The organism is Mammaliicoccus sp. JADD-157, from assembly GCF_049310805.1.
In the GTDB taxonomy this organism is placed as follows: domain Bacteria; phylum Bacillota; class Bacilli; order Staphylococcales; family Staphylococcaceae; genus Mammaliicoccus; species Mammaliicoccus lentus.
Genome location: NZ_JBMOVZ010000001.1, coordinates 1,102,936 through 1,120,204, shown reverse-complemented (window position 1 = coordinate 1,120,204; position 17,269 = coordinate 1,102,936). Strand labels below are relative to the sequence as shown.

The window sequence follows — 17,269 nt, the reverse complement described above, 5'->3', positions numbered from 1 at the left end:
TTTTTTAATAGGATCCATTACATCTTACTTTGACTATAACCTAAAAACAGATTATTCATTCTTAGTATTATCGATTGCCGGGTTAACAATAGGTTACTCAATACTTATTCCTATTAAACTATTAGCTGAATATTTAAGTGCTAAAGAATAAAATATATACCAGTATAATAATAAGAGCGTCGTATCTTAGGATACAACGCTCTTATTATTTCTTTTTATTTAATTATTTATTCTTATTATCTGCACAAATACCTTTTCTAATAGCAAAAGTTTATTAATAAACTTTTTGTTACAAAACTGTAAATTATTTGTAATATACAAATAATAACAATATTTGGTAAATGTGTTATTATATTAAAAAAACAAAGAGGTGTATATATGAAAAGTTTCAAAAAAGTAATGATTTCTCTAGTTGTTGGCAATATCGTTATAACTCCCTTTATTACTTCTAATGTTGATGCTATGGAGCAACCTTCATTTAAAGTTGGCGGTAGAAAAGATTCTCAAGAAATTCAAGGTACTCATTTAATGGTGAATGTTACTGGGGTGGATAAGAAAGGTAACGAAATTCTTGTTCCTGGCTTTATAGAATTCCCTTTAACACCTGGTGAAGTATTAACAAAAAAAGATATTTTAAATTATGTTCAAATTGCAATAGATGCAAAGGCTGCAGATGAATATCGAGTGGTAAATTTAGCGCCTAATTCGAAAATTGAGGTATCATATAGTAATAACAAGTCTGATATATTTCCTATAACAGATAAAGGATTTGTTATTCCTGATTTAACTAAGCATATAGAAAATCCTAGTTTCAAATTGATTACTAACGTAGTTTTAGAAGAAAAATCTTCAACTGATAATAATCAAGTATTTAGTAAATCCACAGAAGTTTCGATAGAGCATTTTGTAAAATTTTTAAAACGCGATAATGAATCAAATATATTATTACCTATCAATACAGGAAGAATCACAAATTTAAAAGAAAAACATCATGTTGGAGATAAAATTACTGAAAATGACTTATTAAAAGCTGCTGAGATAGAGTTTAAAAAGACTAAAGAATATAAAGAAGGTTATCGAATAGTTAAAAGATTAAATGCTAATGTTATAGAAAATGGTGTTAGTTCTAGAATTCTATATGATTTTCAAGATAATAAACCATTTAATTATACGATATCTGGTAAAAGACAGCCTGCTAAATTACATACAGATGGCTTGTCAGATACTTATTACATCTCTAAAAATGGAGACGATTATCCATTAAATTAATAGATTTAAGAAAGTGAGACTACGAAACCTTATAGAAAATTAGGGTTTCTACCCCACTTCCTTAATACTTTTCTATTTCTTCTGCTAAATTTTTATCTAGATCACTTTCAGTATTATTAAGATGTATGACGTCTTTATCCGTTTCACTACGATTTTGACTTAACTTATATGCAGCTTCTAATTTATCTGCTTTTACTTTGAAACCCACTATACCTTTTATTTGTTTTTTTGTCTGATCAGATAAATTTCCCCATGTTGCCCCACCTCTATGTTCACTTTCATACTTATCCAACAAAACTTTTAAATCTTCTTTTAACTGGTGTTCATTTAACAAGACACTTTTCCCATAAACATGTATGCTTTGATAATCCCATGTCGGTACATCCTCAGTTTCATACCATGTTGATGATATGTATCCATGTGGCCCGTGGAATATAATGAGTACATCCTCGTTATTGTCCATTGTTCTCCATTGCTTATTGCCTCTAGCAAAATGCCCAGATATAAATAAAGAATCATCATGCTCATTAATAATTACTGGTAAATGTGTTGCAATAGGTTTTAATTCATCAACAGTAACTACAGTCGCAAAATTATATTTAGTCATAAATTTTTTAATTTCTTGATAATCTTTCATTTGATAATGTTTTGGTATGTACATCTGAATGCTCCCCTTTACAGCTCGATTAAATACACATTTTACATTTAATTTTAAATACCCTATTCAACTATTGTCAAAGCTTTTAATACAAATAAATAATCTATGCTACACTTTAGAGTATGAATTTATAATATCAAATGATGAAAAGAGGTATATAGATGAATAAATTAGGAACTTTGTATTTTTTTACAGGGAAAATGGGAGCTGGAAAATCAACTACAGCAAAAAAAATTAGAAATTAATAAAAACGCTATTTTATTATCTGAAGATGATTGGTTATCTCAACTTTATCCAAATGAAATAACAACATTTGACGACTACTTAAAATATTCAAAATTAATAAAGCCTTTATTAAAAGAACACATACAACGTATTTTAAAAGTTGGCAGCAATGTAGTATTAGACTTTCCAGGAAACACAAAAGCACAAAGAAGCTGGTTACTCAGTATAGCGACTGAAATAAAGGCAAATCATGAATTAATATTTCTTAATATAGATGACGAGAAATGTTTAGAAAGAATAAAAAAGAGAAGTATTGAAGAACCTTCAAGAAAGAACTTTGATACAAAAGAAACGTTTGAATACGTATCTAGCTTTTTTGAAGAACCACTTCTCTCAGAAGGATTAAATATAAACGTAAAATATCATATATAAACAAAACGCTTTTCATTCAAATAATTTATTAATAAGTTATCTTTTTTATCATAAAACCCAAAAATCCTACAACCTGCTAATAATATACAATTTAATATACTAATACTTATCAATTTCTTCATGTTGTACTCCTACAGATTTATTTGTTTATCTATTTATTATAGTATCATTTATTTAAATAAAAATAAGCTAATAAGGTTCGTTTGGTAATAACAATGACATTTGAAACCCTTCAATTGATAGTCGTCAAATACTGGACTTTATGGTGATTTTTATCACACCCTCCAAAATAATACTGCGACTCTTTGAAGTGTGAATTTCTTAAATTTAATAAAATAACAAATTCATAGCAATTTACAAAATTATTATAATCAATTATACTATTAATAATTAAATAGATGTGCTGCTATTATCCCCGGGTAAAAGCATTTAAAGCACCGAAAATTTATTCCATTAGGGCCTGTTTTACAGGAGGAATAAATTTTCGGTGCTTTTTATTTACTTCTATTTAAAACTTTAAGGAGTGGTTTCTATTGGTAAAAATAAAATCTTTAGATAGTGAATCTTTAAAACTGTTACTATCTATTAATGACATTATTCAAATTGTCGAAAATGTATACAAAAGTAAAGCGTGCAATTCAACTATGACATGGCCAACTATATTTTATGAATTTCAAAAAGGAAAAGCAGATATGGATATTAAATCTGGATATATTCAAAATGAAAATATTTTTGGTCACAAAACAGCAAGTTGGTTTCAAGAAAATGAGGTTAATGGATTACCAACTCTAAATGGTTTAATAACTATTTATAATGCAAAAAATGGTATACCAATTGGGATTACTGGCGCTGAATATATAACTGGTATAAGAACAGGTGCTTCAAGTGCTGTTACTATAAAGCATTTAGCAAATAAAACTTCTGAGGATTTACTAATTATTGGTTCAGGTAATCAAGCATTATTTCAAATAGCATCAGCTGTTACAGTATTACCTAATTTAAAAAACATAAGAGTATACAGTAGAAATATTGAAAAAACAAAACTTTTAACATCAAATTTAAAAAAGAATTTAAAAGAAAACTTTAATATTTTTATCGATGATATTGAAATAATCAATGTAATTAATTTAAGAGAAAACGTAGAAAGTAGTGATGTAATAATTACAATCACACCATCTAAAGAACCATTAATCAAAAAAGAGTGGATTAAAAAAGGTACTCATATTAGTTGCGTTGGTGCTGATATGCCAGATAAACAAGAGATTGATCCACAGATACTAAAAATCGCTAAGGTATATGTAGATGACTTAGAACATTGCATAAAATCCGGTGAAATAGAAAAAGCTATAAAAAAAGGTACAATAACTGCCAAAAATATTTATGGTACTGTCGGAGAAGTAATTATAGATAATATACGAGGGAGAACAAGTCAAGATGATATAACTGTTGTTGATCTAACAGGAATGGCTTTACTAGATATCGGAACTGCTTATCATGCACTTAAATTAGCCAATCAAAATAACATTGGGACAACAATAAATATTTAATAAAGGAGAGAAACATTTATGACATTTAATTTTCAAGACACAAAAGATGCCTATAATCGTATTAAAAGCTATACAGTAAAAACACCTTTAGAAGAGTCTTTTTACTTAGGAGATGATAATAAAAAATATTTTTTCAAATTAGAAAGTTTTCAAAAAGTAAAAAGTTTTAAAATTAGAGGAGCGCTTAATAAGATGCTTACTTTAAATAATGAAGAAAAAAAGTCTGGTGTAGCAACAATTTCTTCTGGTAACCATGGAAGCTCAGTAAGTTATGCAGCAAAATTATTAGGAATAAGAAACGTGAAAATTATTGTTCCGGAATCTACACCACAAAGCAAAATTGATAAAATTGAATACTTTGGTGGAGAAGCCATTCTATTGGGCAAAAATTATGATGAAGCAAATTCATTAGGGATGAATTATATACTAGAAAATAATTTAACTTATATAGACGCTTACTATGATGACCCATATATATATGGTGGTCAAGGTACTATAGGTATTGAAATTTTGGAACAAAACCCTGATATAGATACAATTGTTGTACCTATTGGTGGTGGCGGTTTAATTACAGGTATAGCTGTAGCTGCAAAACATATTAAACCAGATATTAAGATTATTGGTGTACAAACCGAAGCATGTCCTGCAATGATTAAGTCCTACCAACACAATACATTTTATGAAGAATACCCTAATACAGATACTCTTTGTGATTCTCTCATAGGTGGAATAGGAAAACTTAGTTATAAATTAGCAAAAGATTATGTTGATGAATTTTTAATAGTATCTGAAAATGGCATTGCTAAAGCGGTAAGTTTTATGGCTAAACAAGAAAAGTTTATTGCTGAAGCTGGTAGTTGTACTACAATCGCTGCAGTTAACGAATACCCAGAAAAAATTTCAGGAAAAAATATTGCATTAGTTATATCTGGCGGTAATATTGATGGTGAAATTTTAACAAATATTTTACGTAATCACTAATTTTAAAACGACTACCCTTTTTCATTACAAACCACAAAAAATCCTACAACCATTTTGGTTGTAGGATTTTTATTTCAATAATTATTATTTTGCGTATTCTGTTTGTATTTTTAGTCTTTGCAACACTTATTAAATGACAAGTTCCTCTATTAAAAAGTGAAATACTGTAATCCTCTTGCAGATAATTCCAAAGAAACTGAGTAACAATTATTGTGTGACTTATCGATAAAGTCAACCCGATATTTTATAAAAATTTAATATATTATTGATGTTATGCAGTATTGTTGATGCTATAATTTTAATTGAGTAAAAGAGCCTTACATTTTCGTGACACCTCTCGAGCCTTGAATTGGTATGGAAATGAGGTGGTAGCATGGATATTAATATTAGCATCAACTTTGATTTTACTGTCGTAGTAACATGGTCAGTTAGTATAGCATTTACTATTGTATATGCCGTATATCGTGCTATTAAAGGAAAGCAAAAAAATAAGCTAACTATATTGGCGTATAGTTAGCTTTAACCTAAAAAGGTTCGTTTGGTAATCACAACCAGACTTGTGAGCCTTTACTCAATGGATAGGCGTCAAGTTACGTGGACTTGATGGCTATCCTTATTACAACTAAATATTACCACATTATATTGTAATTTGACAATAAAAATCTATGATAAAAACCACAAAAATAATCCTACAACCATTGTGGCTGTAGGATTTTTAATTTAATAATAATTATTTTGCGTATTCTGTTCGTATTTTTTAATACTTCTTTATACTTACTTTATGACGACTTTCTACTATATAAATGGTAACATTTATTCTATAAATCAAAACGATACTTATTTATACTTCATATAACTTTTGCCCCGAATTTGCCCCTAAATAAACTTTACAAATCAGAACATTTGTTCGTATAATGTTTATGAGGTGATTAAATGAAAGTCTTTAACCACGACATGCCAGAACCATATAAATACGAAACAGATTATAGAAAGATACCAAGAGAATATCTTAACCCACGTATACCACATGGACGTGGAATGATAAAATGGGCGCCTTTTGCGACTATGCCACAGCAATATGAAGAAATTAATCAACACATACGTGATCAAGATAAAATTGAGAAACCAGAATTAAGCGAATCAGCCCTAGCTGATTTAAACCATGTATTGTTAGAAAAGATGTTTTATAACCCAGTTTCTATTATTAAATATTGGCATAATGGATATATTAAAGATTTGAAGTGTGAAATCCATAAATTTGATAAGATGATGAACATGCTGCAAGTAATTAATGAAGAGAACAAACAAGTTATGTATTTAGATATGGATTGTATTATGGAGATAGAGTAGAATTAAATTATTTATTATTTTAAATAAAATGAAAAAACAAATAAGGGTGTGCAAAATGATATATAAATTACGTGAAAAAGATGAAGAAACTTTAAATTCTTTAGGAAAAATCTGGTTAAATACTAATATAACTGTTCATAATTTTATTGAAGAAGAATATTGGCAGAATAATTATGAGAATGTAGTAGATGCCTTTAAAGAAGCAGAAATAATTGTATATACAAAAAATGGGGAAATAATAGGTTTTTGTGGTTTAATTGATAATTATATAGCCGGTATGTTTATTGTAATGTCAAATAGAAATCAAGGTATAGGAACTAAAATAATCAAATATTTACAAAAAGAAAAAGAAAATCTTTCTCTTAAAGTCTATAAGAAAAACAAAAAAGCAGTAAACTTTTATAACAAAAATCATTTCACAATTGAAGATTTATGCGAAGATGAAACTGGAAACTATGAATATACAATGTATTGGAAGAAATAAGGAATATATTCTCTTAGTAAAAACACCCACCAATTAAGGTGGGTTTAATTTCGTTAAATATTTTTTATATTAAAGTATTTCAATCTAAAACAAAGTTCTATTAAATTCTTGTAATTTTTCTTTTATTTCCACAATTTTCTCACTATATTCTACTTCTAAATCATCAAACTTTTTTGAAGTTATAATATCTTTTGAATGCACAGTAGATTGTTTGTGAGTTCTAACATAACACTCATCTTGAGTAATACATTTTAAATCCGGGCATTCTTTCAACCCAATATTAATATCAAAATTAGAATTAAGATGCTCTTTTTTTGAAACAGAAGATATTGGTAGCATAGTTAAATCACATTCAAATTTTTTCTTTTCTGCACCAATTATTAACACTGGTCTTGATTTATATTTTTTCTTTTTTGAATGTATATCAAAATAAGGAAAACTTGTATAAACTATTTTGTTAATCAATTCTTGAGGAGTTTTAGCTGAAACCAAATGTCACTTCCTCCTCGTTAACATCTTCAAATTCGTCAATATACATGTCATATTCATGATCATATATTCTGATTTTTTTAGCGTCTTCTATAATATCTTTCGAAGTTATTTCTTTATCGCCCGGTGTATTCTCACTTAAATTAATTCTACTTCTTTGCCACGATATTTCTTCGTGTGATAATTCTCTTAAATACCATCCAGAGTATCGAGCATATTGAGAAATCACATTATTAACGATATACTTTTCAGTTTCACTAAGTTTATCTGTTTCACACGGTTCATACTCTTCTTCTAAATAAAAACGCAATTTAGGTATAACCGGACCATGTTTCCATCCCTCGATTCTATCATTGAACAAAACATCTCCAGTTAAAGCTAAAGATTCTCTTTGCGCTAGATATATTAACTTTTGTAGTTTCAATTCACTATCTTCAAATTTAGAACCCGTTCTATGTTCATATGAATAAATTAAGAAATTTGCAATATCTTTAACATTAGCCACGACTATCCCTCCTTTAATTTAAATATAAGGTATAAACGTAACATATTCAATACATACGTTCAAAAAGGTTACAAAATGTAAACTTTTCGTACAATATGTGACACATTTTTTTAGTCTTTGTGTTAATATTCTCATAAATTAACCCCATCACAAAGTGACAGGGCAAGTTCTGGAGTTTATTTTATGAAACAAGAGCACTATCAAAGTGCTTATATATAGTAATACTACACTTATAGATTTTAATCAAATAATAACACCCTAGCCTATTTCGGTAAGCTAGGGTGAATTTACGGAAGTATACATAAACGGAAGAAAAATGTTTATATATTTAATATATCATCTTGATTTATAACTTGCAAATAAAAAAATACCCCACCTAGTTTCCGCTAGATAGGGATTCATAACATGAGTTTGTAAAAAAGTGTGGTGTCTATAATTAAATATATCAACCATATAGTTTGTTGTAAATGAAAATGCCTTACGCTTTCCGGAACGTAAGGCACTGTATATCTTGAGCAATACACAAATGCTTTAGCATTTGTAAAACGAATTTATCATATAAATAATTACTTAGCAATCATAAATTACATAAAAAACACCCTACCTAGTTTCCGCTAAGTAGAGTTTTGTGTAGTTGTTATAATACAAGACTTATAGAATATAACACATTCAGTTAGTCTATTTCCATTTAATCTTGCCCCAATATTTCTCTTTCTTAATCTTTTCTTCTTTATCTGTAATCTTACAAACGGCACAATAGAAATAACCAGCACTTGGATTAGTTGGATATTTGAAACGTACCCACCAATATCCATCTTTCTTAGTTACAGAAATAAAATCTACCCAATCATCTTTTGTATATAACCATGACCCCTTATCTACCACTTTACCTTTTAATCCTGGATTTTTTCTAACTTTAATACCAGTTTTAGATGCGTTAGGATAGAATCGTCCAGGCCATTTCCAAGTAATCTTTTTGCTCTTTCCAGCTGCTGAACCACCGATAGGTTTACCATGAATACCTTCTGCCAATCTTTTAGTAAAGGCTTGAAGATTATTTTTAATATAATTCATATCTTTTTTACTCGTAATGAAGCCCATTTCTATTAGTCGATAGTTAATATTTTCACTGTAAGCTACGTTAGCATTGAGTAAATCGTTTCGTGTTGTAATGCCTCTGATTGTCCCTACTGTTTCCTCTAATGCTTTCTGTAAGCCTTTATCAATGCTATCAGCTGCATAAGCATTTTTAATCACATGGCCACCACTAGCACTTGGGCTTGCACTATCTAAATGAAATTCAATGACGCCATCTGGTTTTAATTTGTTCTTAACCCAATATAGACCATATTTCTTTTTGTCCCCTCGATTATAGCCATAAGCTGTATCTTGATACATATCTTGTTTCTTATCATATAACGTAACTGTATGACCTGCTTGTCTTAGATACTTCGCTACATTATCAATGATATTCTTTCTAATGAAATCACGTTCATTTGTTCCATTTCCTACTGCTCCTGGATCGTTATAACCGTGACCTGCCACAAGGACAAATTTCTTCTTAGTTTTTGGCTTAGTATTCGGTTTAACAACACTAGTTACTTTATCTTTAACTGTAGATTTAGCTTTGTAATGTGGTCTAATGAAATACATAGGGAAATCATACGTATGACTAATATATTGTGCCACTTCTGTTTTATTTGCTCCACCCCCCCACCAATTCTGATCTAGTGAAACAAAAGTATTAATATTTGCTGATTGCACAATAGCTACATGCCCTGCACCGCCTCCCCAGTTACCATTCCAAACAACAATATCGCCTTTTTGTGGTAAAAATGAAGGTGTATTCTTATACACTGTCGCTAATCCATTAAAGTTATTTTTGAATGGTATATCTTTAGCATATAATCCGTATAATTGACCACCCGTTAAATAGTTCCAATAAAAGTTAACCAAATCAAAACATTGCCAACCATAAGCATTATCAAAGTCCCACCCTTTGCCTTTTAACTTGTTCATATAAGCATGGGCTTGTGCTTTTGTTTTTGTAACTGCCATTTAATTCACCTCATTAAAAAAGACAACCCATAAAAGGTTGCCTAAATTTTTATTTATTTTTTAATCCGTCAACTGGTTCTTCTGTCACGGGTGCATAGCCTGATGCCTTAGCCATTTTCTTTTCAGCTTTATATTTATCTTTCTTTTCATCAGCCCATTTAGCCTCTTTAGTCACAGGGTTGTTTTTCCACCATGCCCAAATACTCGCTACACCCATAAATGCCATTGATATAAATTGATAAAGCGCATCTTCATCTACTGGTATAGGGTTAAAGCCACTTAAAGCTAACCCCTGGTTAATTAAAGCTAACATTAATACGATAATTCTTGTAAGTGTTCCTGCGTCTACATTTTTCATTTATATTTCCTCCTTAATATTTATTAAAAAAATAGTGGTGCTATTACTTTAGCTATAATGCCTACTAAACCTATAATCGCTACCAAAATGGACGTTATCATTGTCTTACTCATTTTCTTTTCTTCTAAACCTACATTTATAGCTAACGTTTTATCATTAACAGTTGTTTCTAATTTATTAACCGATTTTTCTAACCTTTCAAATTTCGCATTATTCAATTGGTTTGACTCTTTTAATTCATTAAAGAAATTATTTATTGAGTTATTTAATCTTTCTGTAGATTCTCTTGATGCTTTACTGTCAGCTTTTAAAGTAGTTGTTAATTCAACCATATCTATATGTCTGTCGTTGAATTTCTCTTCCATTTTATCGACCTTTTCATCTACTTTGTCTACTTTTCCGTCTATGTGGTTAATCCTTTTATTAACATCATTCACTCTATCAGTTAAGTGTTTTATTTCTTGAGATGACTGTGTTTCCAAAGTTGTGCACCTCCAATGATTGCTAAAATAAATTGAATCACACCACATAACAGATTTAGATAATACGTGACAAATAAAACTGCTCCTTGAGTAGCAATCACACCAAATATTAGATGTATCACGCCAGCACCAAGTGAACCTAGTAAGAGAAATAACCAACCAGTTCTCCCTTTAAAAAATACACTCAATAATAAGGTTATAGAGAATAAAGCGAACAACCAACCCAGTGCATGTATATCTAAATAAGCACTAAGCCTATAATATAAAGGGGAAACTTTTTCTAAAGTATCAACCAACATAGTTATCCAGTCATAAGCCCTTAATAAACCATGCCCAGATAAAAGAATGATTAGTAAGTTAGCAAATAATTCATATGGATTAACGTTGGCTAGTTTAACCATGATATTTTTCATACAACACCCACTCTCTATAAGTTATTTATATATAATAGACGCCTACCTAAGTAAGCGCCTTGAGTTTTATTCAGGGTAATCTTCCCCTGTAATTTCTGTGTATTGCTCTTTTGTGATACATTCTAACTCTACATATCTTTTAATCTGTGCATTTGTGTAACAGTTTAAATCATAGAAATATTTAATATTGTCGAATCCTGGAAACATATTATTTTCCTCCTTTGATTTCAGCTAATTCAAGCATTATCTCTGCTTGTTGTTTTTCTAAATTTTTAATACTTTTATCTTTCTCGGCATTATCTAACATAGTTGAAGCTAACTTCTTTTGTGTATCTCGTAATTGGTAAGAGCTTTCAGCTACTTGCATTTGTGTTTGTGCCATTTGTAATATTGATTGGTCTGGTAGTTGTGGTTCTCCATCTTCATCTTTAGGCAAACTCTCAAGCCATTCCTCACGAGTAGAGCCTATCCACTCATTACCATTAAAATAATAAGGTTGATAAATGCCACTTGGTGGTGGAATTTCTGTCCAACTTTCATCAGGATAATCTTTTTCACTCCTAATTAACTTTGGAATACCATCATACAAATAAATTATCTTCATTTAACCCCTCCTAGTTATCCCATTTAAATGAACCTAATGCATAATCAGATGAAGTCCAATTAGCACGTTCACTATCTGGGATGTTTAATTTAACTACGCCAGTTGGTGTGATATATCCACTCACAGGCGCCTTATTAGTTGAAGATCTCAAATAAAATGGTTGCATTGTAGTTGTAAAATCTGATGGCAGTTGTGCTATTTGCATATCATTCGCAAAGTTTTCAACATTAATTCTTATAGAGCATGTTTCTATACCATTTATAATCGTTTTTCTATAAGCGCATTTAAAAGCACCAGACGATAACAACTTAGTGTCTTTTTTAACACCGTTAATTGTATCGAAGGGTACCCAACCTGTATCACTATATTTATCATTATGGTACGTTTTCAATTCTTCTTTTGTGTCTTCTATTTTATTATTAACAGAATTAATATCGTCTTTATAACTTAATTGATCATTAATATAATCTCTTAAATCAGTAAGCCCAGAATTCATATTTTCTTTTGTAGCTAACAAGTCTATCGCATTTTGTAAATATTCTTGATTAACCATTTCATTATTTTGAATAGATTCTATCAAGTCATTGTATATTTCCTCTGCTTCACTTTTTCCAGTTTGTAGTTCTGTTTGAATAGTAGAAATGGCCGTGTTTTTTAGATTTGTTACTTGTGTAATTGTTGACGTTTTTAAAGTTTCAATAACTGATGTAGCATTTGAAACTTTAGCGCTAATGGTTGTAAGCCCTTCTTGTAAGGCATCTTTCATTTGCGCAACATAATCTTCGCCATTTGCGATTGCTTCTTCAATGGCTAATACACGTTCGTTTAAATGTGCTTCTAGTTCGTCAAACTCAATAATGTAGTTTAATTTCATTTCTCCATCAAAGTCCCAAGCAAGCGACTCTTGAATAGTAAAACTAAATATACGTTCAGCTACAACTGCTTGTGTTTCTAATTCGTCTGACTTTCTTGTCACATAAACTTGCGCCGTTACCTTACCTGGCATTTTTACTAATTCATTCGGTAGTACAACTTCAAGCAATCCATTTAAACCATCTGCGATAGTTAAACGCTCTGTTATTTTAGAGCCATTAGAATGTACTAACTTGATTGACGATTTAATATTTTCATCACCTAATAAAAGTGGTTTACTTCCTTGTGTAACTTTAAACCTAAATGTTGCAGTATCTCTATCAGCACTTGAGAAAGCAATGTTTAAATCACTTCTCGACTTATATTCTGCTGATGTTTCAAGTGTTAAATTAGCAAGTTTTTTTAACGACATTATTTAACACCTCTTTCTACATATTTAGCAGTTAAATAATTAATTTGATTTTGTTGTTTTTCAATCATTTTATTTTGTTCTTGAATTGCTTTTACGATAGGTGCAATCATTTCTTCGTAACCTATTGAGTATACGTCCTCGCCACCATCTTTTTCATGGTGTTGTAATCCTGCAAAATCAATACCAATATCTTCGGTAATCTTTTGTATTTCTTGTGCAATAAATCCTTGATGTAATCTTTCACGCTTTTTAGAACCATCTTTAGGGATAGGTGTTTTATTGCCAAATTCATCTACAATAAATTCTCCATCTTCATCAGTTTCATAGTAATCCTCACGTAAATCTAATCGATACTCTACTGGTTTTAATTTTTTAATAAATTCTAAACCAAGTGTTGTTTCTTGAATATCTGCTTTATCTCGTTTATCAGAACGTAATTGAATAGCTTGGAATGAATACGGCGTTGTTTTACTATTACCAAGTTGCAATTGATTCGAACCAGTTACACTTGAATTTTGTCCAATACCTGTTATATTTTCATAGCCATTCATTGTAGGATTATTTAAAGCGTTGTAACCGACTGCTGTTGCATTTTTAGCGTTCTTTAACTGCGTGCCACCATTTGCACCAACAAATGTGTTTCTAAAACCATTTTCATTATTTGCACCAGCTGAATGTCCAAGTATTGTGTTTTCTTTTGAATCAGTTGAAACTGACATAGCATTTTCACCAATAACTGTATTAGCAAATGCATTCCCTTTAGAACGAGCCATTGCGTTTCTTCCTATAACAACATTACGGTCTAACTTGTCCTCATGGTTACCCCATCGCCAACCTGCAGCACCATAACCTATGATTGTATTATGAGAAGAATGGACTAATTCTTGAGCAGCAGATTTACCTATAACAGTATCTTGATAACTATCCATCATGTGCCAACCTGCACGCCCTCCAACGAATGTTGAATATTTAGCTTTCAAACCATATTGGAAAGCATTTTCGCCAATCGCTACGATACCGTCACCATTTAGCGTTTGTTCCATTGCGTTATAACCAATACCTACACTGCGTTTAGTTGTTATATTAAATCCCTGTGCATTTCGACCTACTGCTACGTTACTCTGGTTATCTGAACGTTTATTGGCCATAAATGCAGGTTGATCAACTTTACCAGCATAATCTCTCCAATTAGGCCAGTAAGTGTTTAGGGTTTCGTTAATATCTGGTCTAGAATATAGTTGATGTCTGCCCACAATGTTTGAAGATGCCCCTGCCCATTTACCAGCGTTTCCACCAATATAAGTACCTCTATCAGCAAACCTTGATTCCATTAGAGCACCAGCACCTACTGCTGTAGCAGAATAAGTGCTATCTAACTCTTTACCAGCGTCTTGACCAATCATGGTATTTCGTCTTTGACCGTGTGCATGTTTTAAATCCTCTGAACCATATACAGTGTTACCATATGAATTTACTGGGTCTAGATTTGTATTAAGCCCAGCATTAATACCAGTAACTAAGTTATTTAATCTTTGACTGTTTTGTTCAACGTTATTAACCTGTTGTGGAAATGCACTTAATTCAAATTCAATATCATTAATAAATAATTTAGCACCAACCCCAAATGATAAGTTTTTAACTGGTTCATCTAATAAATAAGTGCCCCTAGGGAAATATAAAATATATCCTTCATCTATTTTTAATAAGTTATCACTTGATAAACGATAGCCTTCTTCCACTTCTTCTAATACGTCCAATTTATGAATATTCACATATGCCATACCAGACCACAATTCATCTATTTTAGAATTTACAAATAAGAAGTCTGCAAGTAATCTTTCTGATATTAAATCATGTACTTTATTATCTTCAAAAGTTGCAACTCTGCCATCAATAATTTCTTTTCTACCATCTTTAAACGAACCTAACACTAGATTAGTCACTCTGTTATTTGTGTAATTAATAACATTACGCATGTTCCAATTAACTTTTAATCCTGTATCAGTCACAAAATTCAAGTAATCTATTTGCTTTGCTTCATGGACATGCTCTCCATTTACATGGTGATGTTTGATATAACGAATTAAATCGTTATGTTGTTGCTCGATAGTTTTGAAGTTATAGAATGTTTTTCTTCTGAATGTATGATCTAAAGATATAGGTAAAACTTTGTCTAATATCATTATTCACCCTCCTCTGTTGGTGGTTCATTTTCTTCCGGTGGTTCTGTATTACTTTTTAATTCTTCTATATCTGTTTTCATTTGATTAATGTCATTGAAAATAGTGATCAATGTATCGTTTATCGTTGATAAAGTCCCTTTTATATCTACATTTGATTGTTGTAATTCAGTAAGTGACGTTGATACATTTTCAAACTGACTACTCACATTTGTTTCAATACTATTCATGCGTAAACTTAGTTGATTAATATTCGATTGTTTATCAGAGGTACCACCTTCTAAACCTTCAATCAGTTCTTCTAAACCAATTACGCAATCAACATGTGTCATAGGTACATATATCTCATCGTCATTGTCTTTTAAATATCTAACTTGTGTCTGTATCTCAGCCATCTAATAACACCACCCCTACAGAATCTGAATATAAATTAGGCATAACAAAAGCCGAGCCTCCAAGAGTACCCGACTTGATCTGTTTATCCATATTCCTCATTCTTTTATTAATTGCTTGTTGTATTTTGATAATGTCTGTTTTCTTATTACTGAAATCAACTTCTACTGGTAAATTCAACAATGGATGTGATTCAGTTATTTTAATCACTTTCAGCATCGTATCGAAACCTAGACCATTGTGTTTGAAGTAAACCATATCACGTTCATGTATTGGTTCTGTATCTAAATAATTGGTTGATAACTCGACGACCGGCTCATCGTTCAACTCTTCAATCAAACGTTTTCTAAGCTCTGTTTTATCAAGTATATTATCATCATATAACGTTGGTGCTACTTTAGGATTATCTTTATCATAGTATGGTGAGTAATATTCATCTGTTACATGATATAAATCGGTTCCTTTTAGAACAGCAGTTAAATTCAGTGTTGTTGATTTTTCAGTACCTACATACATACGAGGTTTTTTGTTCTTATAGTCCACGTTACTTACAGGACCAACAAACTCAACTTTGAATGTATGATTCCCTTTAGATAAATTTTTAGCAATGATGATTTGTTCTGTTGTCATTGTTCTACTGTAAGAATTGTAGTTATCAATTACTTCATTATCAAGATACACTCTAACCACGCCACCTAACGAACCTTTTTTAATCGTCCACGTTAGTGTTTCATTACCCCATTTACAGTTAATCTGTTTCGTAAATGAGTTACCAACTCTTTCTGTATACCAAGTACCTTCTTTAACAAATGTACCGTTATACGTTAAGTTGGGTGGCTTAATAGGGTTATAGTTTTTCGTTTCAGCTTTCGTTTTCTTCTTACCAAATCCTCTGATATACGTTTTCTGTTCTTGTGTGCTTACAGATACATTTGCCTCATCTACGTTATAACCACCAATCAATTCAACATCAGAACTTTTACGGTAGTTTTCATCATCATAAATATAAATTGTTTTATTATCTGCATGGTAGAAATAACCAAACAATTCAGCACCTTCAACAAGGAACTCTATACCATTTTTATCGCCAACTTCGTCTAAAGCAATACGACTGTCAAATGTCCCAACAATTTTATATTTGTAACCTAGTTTGTTTCCCTTGAAACCAAAGTCTAAGTACTGCTCTAGTGTCCAAGTTGGTGATGGTAATTCTTCATCATCTTCATTATTCATTTCTTCACTTTCTAAATCTTTATCAATGTAGTGATTTTGGAACTCATACATAATGTGATGTGCAGTAATATCATTGGTTATTGTGACATTATTACTTTTTGGATCAGTTGTTTTAATAACGTACTCTTGTCCACGCCATAATAAAATAGATTCATTCTGAATCATGTCATATATATCTGGATTAAAGCTTGTTTTAAAAGCAGTTATTGATATCGAACGCCCGTTATTATCTTCATGTTCATATTTAAAAGAACCGATGTCGTAGTCAATTAAGACTTCAGCAACGGTTCTACTTGGATTAGTTAATATTAAGTTGTCCATGT

General features: G+C 30.7%; 19 protein-coding genes. 6 read left to right on the top strand and 13 right to left on the bottom strand.

Translation table 11 applies throughout. From position 1 onward, the window contains the following. The first annotated feature begins 378 nt into the window (after positions 1-378). Positions 379-1,269 (top strand): staphylokinase domain-containing protein, encoded by an 891-nt coding sequence (locus ACO6VN_RS05695; RefSeq protein WP_422404367.1) that lies wholly within the window; start codon positions 379-381, stop codon positions 1,267-1,269. A gap of 61 nt (positions 1,270-1,330) precedes the next feature. On the opposite strand, the gene ACO6VN_RS05690 is transcribed toward ACO6VN_RS05695, so the two are convergent. Further along, positions 1,331-1,930 carry an FMN-binding negative transcriptional regulator gene (locus tag ACO6VN_RS05690; protein WP_422404366.1) on the bottom strand — a complete coding sequence of 200 codons (600 nt, stop codon included), beginning with the start codon at positions 1,928-1,930 and terminating at the stop codon, positions 1,331-1,333. A gap of 180 nt (positions 1,931-2,110) precedes the next feature. On the opposite strand from ACO6VN_RS05690, the gene ACO6VN_RS05685 reads away from it, so the two are divergent. The 5 genes from ACO6VN_RS05685 (at position 2,111) to ACO6VN_RS05665 (ending at position 6,946) form a co-directional block, all read left to right on the top strand. After that, positions 2,111-2,584 carry an AAA family ATPase gene (locus ACO6VN_RS05685; protein ID WP_422404403.1) on the top strand — a complete coding sequence of 158 codons (474 nt, stop codon included), beginning with the start codon at positions 2,111-2,113 and terminating at the stop codon, positions 2,582-2,584. A 533-nt stretch (positions 2,585-3,117) separates the two neighbouring features. Further along, a complete protein-coding gene (locus ACO6VN_RS05680) occupies positions 3,118-4,131 on the top strand; it encodes an ornithine cyclodeaminase family protein (RefSeq protein ID WP_135032271.1) in 1,014 nt (337 codons plus the stop codon). 18 nt (positions 4,132-4,149) lie between these two features. Next, entirely contained in the window at positions 4,150-5,112 is a 963-nt protein-coding gene (locus tag ACO6VN_RS05675; RefSeq protein WP_016998742.1) for a threonine ammonia-lyase, read from the top strand. Positions 5,113-6,045: 933 nt separating this feature from the next. Beyond that, the gene (locus ACO6VN_RS05670) at positions 6,046-6,462 is read left to right on the top strand and encodes a YolD-like family protein (protein WP_422404365.1); all 417 of its coding nucleotides are present in this window, start codon (positions 6,046-6,048) and stop codon (positions 6,460-6,462) included. Between the two features lie 55 nt (positions 6,463-6,517). Next, a complete protein-coding gene (locus ACO6VN_RS05665; RefSeq protein WP_422404364.1) occupies positions 6,518-6,946 on the top strand; it encodes a GNAT family N-acetyltransferase in 429 nt (142 codons plus the stop codon). 84 nt (positions 6,947-7,030) lie between these two features. Here ACO6VN_RS05665 and ACO6VN_RS05660 read toward each other — a convergent pair whose 3' ends face one another. The 12 genes from ACO6VN_RS05660 to ACO6VN_RS05605 all read right to left on the bottom strand — a co-directional run bounded on the left by ACO6VN_RS05660 (position 7,031) and on the right by ACO6VN_RS05605 (position 17,267). Beyond that, complete coding sequence (locus ACO6VN_RS05660; RefSeq protein WP_422404363.1) at positions 7,031-7,438, bottom strand: type II toxin-antitoxin system PemK/MazF family toxin; 408 nt, start codon at positions 7,436-7,438, stop codon at positions 7,031-7,033. Beyond that, positions 7,425-7,940, bottom strand: a complete 516-nt coding sequence (locus tag ACO6VN_RS05655; protein WP_422404362.1) for a Panacea domain-containing protein — start codon at positions 7,938-7,940, stop codon at positions 7,425-7,427. Before ACO6VN_RS05655 ends, ACO6VN_RS05660 begins: the two co-directional genes overlap by 14 nt. Positions 7,941-8,618: 678 nt before the next feature. Continuing rightward, entirely contained in the window at positions 8,619-9,998 is a 1,380-nt protein-coding gene (locus tag ACO6VN_RS05650) for an N-acetylmuramoyl-L-alanine amidase (RefSeq protein WP_422404361.1), read from the bottom strand. A 49-nt stretch (positions 9,999-10,047) separates the two neighbouring features. Then, the gene (locus ACO6VN_RS05645; RefSeq protein ID WP_218688512.1) at positions 10,048-10,356 is read right to left on the bottom strand and encodes a phage holin; all 309 of its coding nucleotides are present in this window, start codon (positions 10,354-10,356) and stop codon (positions 10,048-10,050) included. A 23-nt stretch (positions 10,357-10,379) separates the two neighbouring features. Continuing rightward, positions 10,380-10,838 (bottom strand): hypothetical protein, encoded by a 459-nt coding sequence (locus ACO6VN_RS05640; RefSeq protein ID WP_216683206.1) that lies wholly within the window; start codon positions 10,836-10,838, stop codon positions 10,380-10,382. Then, positions 10,811-11,251, bottom strand: a complete 441-nt coding sequence (locus ACO6VN_RS05635; protein ID WP_216683205.1) for a hypothetical protein — start codon at positions 11,249-11,251, stop codon at positions 10,811-10,813. The genes ACO6VN_RS05640 and ACO6VN_RS05635 overlap by 28 nt, the downstream gene beginning before the upstream one ends. Before the next feature lie 66 nt (positions 11,252-11,317). Continuing rightward, entirely contained in the window at positions 11,318-11,458 is a 141-nt protein-coding gene (locus tag ACO6VN_RS05630; RefSeq protein ID WP_147640894.1) for an XkdX family protein, read from the bottom strand. Between the two features lies 1 nt (position 11,459). Beyond that, positions 11,460-11,855: a hypothetical protein gene (locus tag ACO6VN_RS05625; RefSeq protein WP_422404360.1), complete on the bottom strand. Its 396-nt coding sequence runs from the start codon at positions 11,853-11,855 to the stop codon at positions 11,460-11,462. 10 nt (positions 11,856-11,865) lie between these two features. Next, on the bottom strand, positions 11,866-13,140 hold the full coding sequence (locus ACO6VN_RS05620) for a BppU family phage baseplate upper protein (protein WP_422404359.1): 1,275 nt from the start codon (positions 13,138-13,140) through the stop codon (positions 11,866-11,868). Continuing rightward, complete coding sequence (locus ACO6VN_RS05615) at positions 13,140-15,323, bottom strand: tail fiber domain-containing protein (RefSeq protein WP_422404358.1); 2,184 nt, start codon at positions 15,321-15,323, stop codon at positions 13,140-13,142. The genes ACO6VN_RS05620 and ACO6VN_RS05615 overlap by 1 nt, the downstream gene beginning before the upstream one ends. Next, complete coding sequence (locus tag ACO6VN_RS05610; protein WP_422404357.1) at positions 15,323-15,715, bottom strand: hypothetical protein; 393 nt, start codon at positions 15,713-15,715, stop codon at positions 15,323-15,325. Before ACO6VN_RS05610 ends, ACO6VN_RS05615 begins: the two co-directional genes overlap by 1 nt. Beyond that, positions 15,708-17,267 (bottom strand): prophage endopeptidase tail family protein, encoded by a 1,560-nt coding sequence (locus tag ACO6VN_RS05605; RefSeq protein ID WP_422404356.1) that lies wholly within the window; start codon positions 17,265-17,267, stop codon positions 15,708-15,710. Before ACO6VN_RS05605 ends, ACO6VN_RS05610 begins: the two co-directional genes overlap by 8 nt. Positions 17,268-17,269: the final 2 nt, after the last annotated feature.

Excerpts from the sequence above, each read along its gene's own strand:
- ACO6VN_RS05695 (WP_422404367.1), top strand. The coding sequence starts at position 379 with ATGAAAAGTTTCAAAAAAGTAATGATTTCTCTAGTTGTTGGCAATATC.
- ACO6VN_RS05690 (WP_422404366.1), bottom strand. The coding sequence starts at position 1,930 with ATGTACATACCAAAACATTATCAAATGAAAGATTATCAAGAAATTAAA.
- ACO6VN_RS05675 (WP_016998742.1), top strand. The coding sequence starts at position 4,150 with ATGACATTTAATTTTCAAGACACAAAAGATGCCTATAATCGTATTAAA.
- ACO6VN_RS05670 (WP_422404365.1), top strand. The coding sequence starts at position 6,046 with ATGAAAGTCTTTAACCACGACATGCCAGAACCATATAAATACGAAACA.
- ACO6VN_RS05665 (WP_422404364.1), top strand. The coding sequence starts at position 6,518 with ATGATATATAAATTACGTGAAAAAGATGAAGAAACTTTAAATTCTTTA.
- ACO6VN_RS05650 (WP_422404361.1), bottom strand. The coding sequence starts at position 9,998 with ATGGCAGTTACAAAAACAAAAGCACAAGCCCATGCTTATATGAACAAG.
- ACO6VN_RS05645 (WP_218688512.1), bottom strand. The coding sequence starts at position 10,356 with ATGAAAAATGTAGACGCAGGAACACTTACAAGAATTATCGTATTAATG.
- ACO6VN_RS05635 (WP_216683205.1), bottom strand. The coding sequence starts at position 11,251 with ATGAAAAATATCATGGTTAAACTAGCCAACGTTAATCCATATGAATTA.
- ACO6VN_RS05630 (WP_147640894.1), bottom strand. The coding sequence starts at position 11,458 with ATGTTTCCAGGATTCGACAATATTAAATATTTCTATGATTTAAACTGT.
- ACO6VN_RS05625 (WP_422404360.1), bottom strand. The coding sequence starts at position 11,855 with ATGAAGATAATTTATTTGTATGATGGTATTCCAAAGTTAATTAGGAGT.
- ACO6VN_RS05620 (WP_422404359.1), bottom strand. The coding sequence starts at position 13,140 with ATGTCGTTAAAAAAACTTGCTAATTTAACACTTGAAACATCAGCAGAA.
- ACO6VN_RS05615 (WP_422404358.1), bottom strand. The coding sequence starts at position 15,323 with ATGATATTAGACAAAGTTTTACCTATATCTTTAGATCATACATTCAGA.
- ACO6VN_RS05610 (WP_422404357.1), bottom strand. The coding sequence starts at position 15,715 with ATGGCTGAGATACAGACACAAGTTAGATATTTAAAAGACAATGACGAT.
- ACO6VN_RS05605 (WP_422404356.1), bottom strand. The coding sequence starts at position 17,267 with ATGGACAACTTAATATTAACTAATCCAAGTAGAACCGTTGCTGAAGTC.